The organism is Streptomyces sp. E2N166 (assembly GCF_003671715.1).
Taxonomy (GTDB): domain Bacteria; phylum Actinomycetota; class Actinomycetes; order Streptomycetales; family Streptomycetaceae; genus Streptomyces; species Streptomyces thinghirensis.
Genome location: NZ_RAIF01000006.1, coordinates 1485498 through 1492415 on the forward strand (window position 1 = coordinate 1485498; position 6918 = coordinate 1492415).

Annotated in this window: 6 protein-coding genes and 1 pseudogene; 6 read left to right on the plus strand and 1 reads right to left on the minus strand. The window is 72.2% G+C overall.

The features are described from left to right. Positions 1 to 701 (plus strand): annotated as a pseudogene (locus EBH09_RS07215) (serine/threonine protein kinase); the annotation flags it as partial. Here EBH09_RS07215 and EBH09_RS07220 read toward each other — a convergent pair. Continuing rightward, positions 671 to 1477 carry an SGNH/GDSL hydrolase family protein gene (locus tag EBH09_RS07220; protein ID WP_121746091.1) on the minus strand — a complete coding sequence of 269 codons (807 nt, stop codon included), beginning with the start codon at positions 1475 to 1477 and terminating at the stop codon, positions 671 to 673. The pseudogene EBH09_RS07215 and the gene EBH09_RS07220 overlap by 31 nt on opposite strands. A 618-nt stretch (positions 1478 to 2095) precedes the next feature. Here EBH09_RS07220 and EBH09_RS07225 point away from each other — a divergent pair. The 5 genes from EBH09_RS07225 (at position 2096) to EBH09_RS07245 (ending at position 6772) form a co-directional block, all read left to right on the plus strand. Continuing rightward, positions 2096 to 2983: a glycosyltransferase family 2 protein gene (locus EBH09_RS07225; protein WP_238697202.1), complete on the plus strand. Its 888-nt coding sequence runs from the start codon at positions 2096 to 2098 to the stop codon at positions 2981 to 2983. Continuing rightward, entirely contained in the window at positions 2980 to 3981 is a 1002-nt protein-coding gene (locus tag EBH09_RS07230; RefSeq protein ID WP_193776152.1) for a glycosyltransferase family 2 protein, read from the plus strand. Before EBH09_RS07225 ends, EBH09_RS07230 begins: the two co-directional genes overlap by 4 nt. Next, positions 3974 to 4783 (plus strand): polysaccharide deacetylase family protein, encoded by an 810-nt coding sequence (locus EBH09_RS07235; protein WP_121746092.1) that lies wholly within the window; start codon positions 3974 to 3976, stop codon positions 4781 to 4783. The genes EBH09_RS07230 and EBH09_RS07235 overlap by 8 nt, the downstream gene beginning before the upstream one ends. A gap of 99 nt (positions 4784 to 4882) precedes the next feature. Further along, a complete protein-coding gene (locus EBH09_RS07240) occupies positions 4883 to 5977 on the plus strand; it encodes a DUF5925 domain-containing protein (RefSeq protein WP_121746093.1) in 1095 nt (364 codons plus the stop codon). Positions 5978 to 6004: 27 nt separating this feature from the next. After that, positions 6005 to 6772 carry a DUF72 domain-containing protein gene (locus EBH09_RS07245; protein ID WP_121746094.1) on the plus strand — a complete coding sequence of 256 codons (768 nt, stop codon included), beginning with the start codon at positions 6005 to 6007 and terminating at the stop codon, positions 6770 to 6772. Positions 6773 to 6918: the final 146 nt, after the last annotated feature.

The window sequence follows — 6918 nt, forward strand, 5'->3', positions numbered from 1 at the left end:
CCGCCTCGCCCGCGGGCCGGGGCCGGCGCGCGCGGGCGGTGCTGGTCCTGGGGCTGGCGGTGCTCGCGCTCGCACTGGCCGGACTGACGTACGCGCTGCTGAACCGCTCGGACGGCGGTGGCGGTACGGAGGGTTCGGGCGGGAGCCAGGATCCAGGGGCGAGTCCGGCCGCGCCGAGCCGGACGGAGTCGAGTGAGGAGCCGAGCCCGTCGGCCTCCTCCGGCAGCCACAGCACGGAGAGCGGTCCCGCACCGCAGTCGGTGAAGGTCTCCGTGGCGGGCTCGCACACCGAGTACTCGGGGGTCTGTCCTCCGCCGCACGACCGGGCGCCCGCGTTCACGGCGACGTTCACGGTGGGGCGGCTGCCCGCGCAACTCGGCTACCGCTGGGTGACGGAGGACGGCGCGGTCTCCGACCCGGGGTGGAAGACGTTGTCCTTCCCCGCGGGAGGTGACCGCTCGCGGCAGGACAGGGTCGTCGTGACGACCAACGACGACAGCGGCACGTTCGAGAGTGCCGTCCGCGTGGAGGTGCGGTCTCCGGTGGAGGCCACGTCGAACTCGGTGGCGTTCTCCGTGGCCTGTGGGACGGGGACGGGGACGGAGCCGGAGGGGGAGACCCCCACGGGCGGGGCCTCCCCCTCCTCTTCTCCTTCTCCTTCCGCTTCCGGTCAGGCGGCGCCGTTGAGGACCGGCAGGTAGCCGCCGGAGTGACCGGCCGCGGTCGGGTGGTACGACTCACCGATGTTGAGCCAGTTCACACTGTGCAGCCAGGAACTGCCGGAGCAGATCTCGTGGCCGGTGAAGGTGGGACGTACGTCGCCGAAGGTGAAGCCGTGGTCGGCGGCGCGCTTGGCGATGGCGGTGTTGAGGTGGTCGGAGGCGTCGTTGATCGCCTTCCGCTTGGTCTCGGAGAGGCCGATGCAGGAGGCGCCGAGATGGTAGAAGCGCGGATAGCCGATGACGACGACGTGGGCGCTGGGCGCCTTGCCGCGGATGGCCGAGTAGACGCTGTCGAGGTTGCCGGGGAGCGTCGAGTCGACGTACGCCTTCGCGGTGGCGATCCGCGACAGGCAGGAGCTGTCGGACTGGAGCACACACGTCATCATGACGTCGGCGAAGCCGGCGTCGTTGCCGCCGACGCTGATCGAGACCAGGCCGGTGGCGGAGCTGAGCGGGCCGAGCTGTCCGGCGAGAACATCACCCGTACGGGCGCCGGAACAGGCGGTGAAGTCGAACGACGAGGGTGAGTTGGCTGCGGCCCACAGGTACGGATGGGCCTTCGTGCTGCGCTTGCAGTCGCCGCTGGAGCCGATGTAGCTGCCCGCTCCGACCCCGGAGGAGTAGGAGTCGCCGAGCGCCACATAGCCCTCGGCTGCGGCGGGTTGGGCCGCCTGAGCGGTCGCGGCCCCGGTGAGGGCGGCGCCGGCGGCGAGGAGGAGTGAACTCAGGAAGCCGACAAGTCGGGGACGTCTCATGGAACCTCCTTTAGCAGGATCTCCGCTACAACCGTGGTAGCGGCTACGCGCGTCGACAGGAAGTGTCCATGCCAAGAAATGGCTGACAGTCATTCAATGTCGGACGAAAGTCAGCGCGAACACCAGTGCGCCCTTGACGCTCTCCTGCGGGCTGCGCCACATTGAGGCCCGGCATCTTGGGCTTCGGGGGGCAAAGCGGAACGGTCCGGGGGACCGGCACCGGGTGAAAATGCCCCGCAAGAAGAACGGATGACGGCAAACCAACAAAAACGTGAGACCTGGTTCCAGGTCTTGCCATACGGGTTCAATCGTCAATACCGTCATACATCTCCCGCATCGGTACGTCGGCAAGCGGCTCAGGGGAGGGCTCGAGGCCGCGGCGGACCGGGGCGGGACGCGCGGTAGGGGGGTGCCGTGCTCGGTGACCGCATCGGTGACCGGGCCGTGCCGCGCAGTCGGCTGCCGTTTCTTTCCGGCGTCGACAGGCTTTGCCAGCTCACCTGGCACGCACGGAGATCCATGCCGTCGCGCCGTGGGTGATAACCCCCCTTTCGAACCGGATACAGAGCCGGACCGCCCCTGGGGCGGGCGGTCCGCCGGACGAGAGGGAACAGACTCATGAGCTCAGTCCTGCAGCCGGCGTCGACGGGCAACGATCCGTCGTCCGATCAGACATCCGATCCGTCACCGGCCGAGAAGTACCGGCCCGTCTCCTCGCATCTGGCGATAGCTCCGCCGGTGAGCGTGGTGATACCCGCCATGAACGAGGCGGAGAACCTTCCCTACGTCTTCAAGACACTGCCCGACTGGATCCACGAGGTCGTCCTCGTGGACGGCAACTCCACCGACAACACCGTCGAGGTCGCCCGGGAGCTGTGGCCGGACGTCAAGGTCGTCGAGCAGCGCGGCAAGGGCAAGGGGGACGCGCTGATCACCGGCTTCAAGGCGTGCACCGGCGACATCATCGTGATGGTCGACGCCGACGGTTCGGCCGACGGCCAGGAGATCGTGTCATACGTCTCCGCGCTCGTCTCCGGCGCCGACTTCGCCAAGGGCTCCCGCTTCGCCAACGGCGGCGGCACCGACGACATGACCTTCATCCGCAAGCTCGGCAACCGCGCCCTGTGCGCGGTGGTCAACCGGAAGTTCGGCGCCCGCTACACCGACCTCTGCTACGGCTACAACGCCTTCTGGCGGCACTGCCTGGACAAGATCGACCTCGACTGCACCGGCTTCGAGGTGGAGACCCTGATGAACATCCGGGTCGTCAAGGCCGGCCTGAAGGTGCAGGAGATACCCAGCCACGAGTACCTGCGCATCCACGGCGTCAGCAACCTGCGCGCCGTGCGGGACGGGCTGCGCGTGCTCAGAGTCATCCTCGACGAACGCTCCAACCGGCGCGCGCTGCGCAGCCGTACGCACGCGCCGACGCTCGCCTCGGTCGGCTCGCCCGCCCCCGTCGCCCCCGTCGCCCCCGTCGTTCCGGTCCGAAGGAAGGCGTCTTGAGCGGTACCGACGCCCCCCTCACGATCTCCGTCGTGATCTGCGTCTACACCGAGGACCGCTGGGAGGACATCCTCGCGGCGGTCTCCTCGGTGCGGGCGCAGTCCCACCCGGCCCGGGAGACGCTGCTGGTCGTCGACCACAACGAAGCGCTCCGGGACCGGCTGCTGAAGGAGTACAAGGAGACGCGGGACGTGCGGGTGCTCGCCAACGCGGGCCCCCGCGGCCTGTCCGCCGGACGCAACACCGGCATCGCCGCCTCGCGCGGGGAGGTGATCGCCTTCCTCGACGACGACGCCGTGGCCGAGCGCGACTGGCTGAGGCACTTCGCCGAGGGGTACGCCGACCCGGCGATCCTCGCCGTCGGCGGGCGCACGGTGCCGGTCTGGGCGTCGGGGCGCCGGCCCGACTGGTTCCCGGAGGAGTTCGACTGGGTGGTGGGCTGCACGTACCGGGGCCTGCCGCCCGGCCGGGTCCGGGTGCGCAACGTGCTGGGCGGCAACGCCTCCTTCCGGCGCGAGGCGTTCGACGCGGCGGGCGGCTTCGCCACCGGCATCGGACGCGACGGCGACAGGCGCCCGCTGGGCTGCGAGGAGACCGAGCTGTGCATCCGGCTCACCCGCGCCCGGCCCGACGCGGTGCTGCTGATCGACGACCGGGCGGTGATCCACCACCGGGTGCCCGAGATACGCGAGCACTTCGGCTACTTCCGCACCCGCGCCTACGCCGAGGGCCTGTCCAAGGCCCTGGTGGCGCGCAGCGTCGGCGCCGGCAAGGGCCTGGAGTCCGAACGCCGGTACGCCACCCGGGTCCTGCCGGCCGGTGTGGTGCGCGGACTGCGCGACGCCGTGCTGGCCCGGCCGGGCGGCGCGGGACGGGCGGGCGCGATCGTCGCCGGGGTGCTCACGGCGGCGGGCGGCTACGTGGTGGGGAGCGTACGGGCGCGGCGCGGCGCGGCGACGTTCTCCGTGGCGCCGGTCGAGGGGGGCGCGCATGGCTGAGGAGTACGACGCGCGCGTGCCGATCCTCATGTACCACGCGGTCGCGGCCGACCCGAACGACGCGACCCGGGTCCTGTCGGTGACCCCGGAGGCGTTCGCCGAGCAGATGACGGCGATCGCCGACCGGGGCATCACCCCGGTCGGCACCGCGGAGCTGGCCGCCGCATGGCGCTCCGGCCGGCCGCTGCCGAAACGGCCCGTCCTCATCACCTTCGACGACGGCTACGAGGGGGTGCACCGACACGCCCTCCCCGCCCTCGCCAAGCACGGCTACCCGGCCACCCTGTTCGTCACGACCGGCTGGCTGCGCGGCCCGTACGACACCGGGGGCGCCCTGGACACCATGCTCGACTGGAACCAGGTCCGCGAACTGGCCGCCGGCGGCGTGGAGATCGGCGGGCACAGCCACACCCACCCGCAGCTCGACCAACTCGACGAGCGGCGGTTGCGGTTCGAGCTGATCCACTGCAAGGAGATCGTCGCCGACCAACTGGGCCCCGTACCGGCCTCGTTCGCCTACCCCTACGGGTACTCCGACCGCCGGGTGCGGCGGGCGGTGCGCGAGACGGGGTACGCGCAGGCGCTCGCCGTCGGCAACGGCCTGGCGCGCCGCGCTCAGGGGCCGTACGCCCTGCGCCGGGTCACCGTACGCAGGAGCACGGGGCCCGAAGAGTTCGCCCGGCTGGTCGAGGGCCGCGCGATCGCCCGCACCTTCGCCCGGGACCGGGCCCTCACCAAGGGGTACGCCGTACTCCGCAGGACACGGCAGGCGCGGGGGCGGGTGTCGGGGGCCGGTGCCTGAACCGCCGGCCGCCCAGTCGTCGATCGCCGCGTGCCGTCCTTGCCGCGTGTGCCCGGGAAACCGGGTGCACGCGGCGGCGGTGTGCCGGATCATGGCGGCATGTCCGTCAACCCGCACGAGGCCCTGCCGATCCGGCTCAACGTCGACGACAGCGACTCCCCGTCCGATGTCGTCGACGCGCTGTTCCTCGGCCGTTTCGCCACGGGCGAGCAGCCGTACTCGCACGCGGCGAACATCGACCGCGTACGGTCCGGTGCGACGCTGCTGCCACCCGGCGCGCGCGTGCTCCGGATCGCCCGCGACGACGACCGCAGCGCGACGCTGGCGGAGGGCGACGGCTGGACGCTGCTGATCTCGCGCTGGAACCGGGGCGCCGACGTCACGGTGACGGCGACCAGCGCCGACCTGGCCGAGAAGGTGCTCGGCGACGCGACGGACGGCGCGGCGGACGAGCCCGAGCCGCAGCCGGAGAACGTGACGATGGGCTTCTGGTACGTCTCCCCGCGGCGCGGCCCGCACCGCACCACCCGGCAGATCTCCGCGGGCACCTGGGACGAGGTCCGGGCCAACTACACGGCGCCGGTCGCGGACGCCATGGACGGCCTGATGAAGACGACCCCCGAGGACATCGCGGGCCGGCTGCTGCTCCTGCACGGGCCGCCCGGCACCGGCAAGACGTCGGCGCTGCGCACGCTCGCCCGGTCCTGGCGGGACTGGTGCCAGGTGGACTGCGTCCTCGACCCCGAGCGCCTCTTCTCCGACGTGGGCTACCTGATGGACATCGCCATCGGCGAGGAGGACTCGGCGGGCAAGGGCCGCTGGCGGCTGCTGTTGCTGGAGGACTGCGACGAACTCATCCGCGGCGAGGCCAAGCACACGGCGGGCCAGGCGCTCTCCCGTCTGCTGAACCTCACGGACGGGCTGCTCGGCCAGGGCCGCAACGTCCTGGTCGGCGTCACCACCAACGAGGACCTGGAACGCCTGCACCCCGCTGTCGTCCGCCCCGGCCGCTGCCTGGCCCGCATCGAGGTCGGCCCGCTGACCCGCCGGGAGGCGGTGGACTGGCTCGGCACCGAGGAGGGGGTGAGCCGCCAGGGCGCGACGCTGGCGGAGCTGTACGCGCTGCGCCGGGGCACCTCTCCGACCTCGCTGCCGGAGCCGCGGGACGGCGCGGAGGCCGGACTGTACCTGTAGGGGGCGGTCGGGTGATTTGATGGGGGTATGACCCTGTTCGTCGGCACGTCGGGCTGGCAGTACCGGGACTGGCGGGACGTCCTGTACCCGCCCGGCCTGCCCGTCCGGCTGTGGCTGGAGCGGTACGCGGCCGGCTTCGCGACGGTCGAGATCAACAACGCGTTCTACCGGCTGCCGTCGCGGGAGACTTTCGAGGCGTGGCGGGACCGGGTACCTGCGGACTTCGTGGTCGCGGTGAAGGCGAGCCGCTACCTCACCCACATCAGGCGGCTGCGGGACCCCGAGGAGCCGGTCGACCGCCTGATGAGCCACGCGGCCGGCCTGGGCGACCGCCTCGGCCCGGTTTTGCTGCAACTCCCGCCGACCCTGCGCGGCGACGCGGCCCTCCTGGACGCCTGCCTCGCCCGTTTCCCGCCCGGCACCCGGGTCGCGGTGGAACCCCGCCACGAGTCCTGGTGGACACCCGAGGTGCGGGACGTCCTCACGGCGCGGGGCGCCGCACTGTGCTGGGCCGATGTCCGGGCCCGCCCGGCCGCCCCGCTGTGGCGCACCACCGACTGGGGCTACGTCCGCTTCCACCAGGGGCGAGCCGCGTCCTGGCCGCACTACGGCCGCCGGTCCCTGGCCACCTGGATCGACCGCGTCGCGAACACCTGGCCGGACGACCACGACGTCTACGCGTACTTCAACAACGACCCGAACGCGGCAGCGGTCCGCGACGCGACGGCGTTCGCCGGGCTGGCGCAAGCAGCGCGACTGACGGTCACCCGCACGCCCCAGGGGGCGCTGGGCTGAGACATCGTGCGGCTCCGCCGCGCGGACGCGACAGACCACGACGCACCCGCGCCCACACCCGCACCCACGCCCGGGCACCGGCCCGCACCACAGTGGCGCTCAACCCCCGTAGGCCGCCCGCAGGGCATCCCGCACCGCGCCCAGCG

Coding starts and splice junctions, on each gene's coding strand:
- EBH09_RS07235 (WP_121746092.1), top strand. CDS start 3,974: ATGGCTGAGGAGTACGACGCGCGCGTGCCGATCCTCATGTACCACGCG.
- EBH09_RS07225 (WP_238697202.1), top strand. CDS start 2,096: ATGAGCTCAGTCCTGCAGCCGGCGTCGACGGGCAACGATCCGTCGTCC.
- EBH09_RS07240 (WP_121746093.1), top strand. CDS start 4,883: ATGTCCGTCAACCCGCACGAGGCCCTGCCGATCCGGCTCAACGTCGAC.
- EBH09_RS07220 (WP_121746091.1), bottom strand. CDS start 1,477: ATGAGACGTCCCCGACTTGTCGGCTTCCTGAGTTCACTCCTCCTCGCC.
- EBH09_RS07245 (WP_121746094.1), top strand. CDS start 6,005: ATGACCCTGTTCGTCGGCACGTCGGGCTGGCAGTACCGGGACTGGCGG.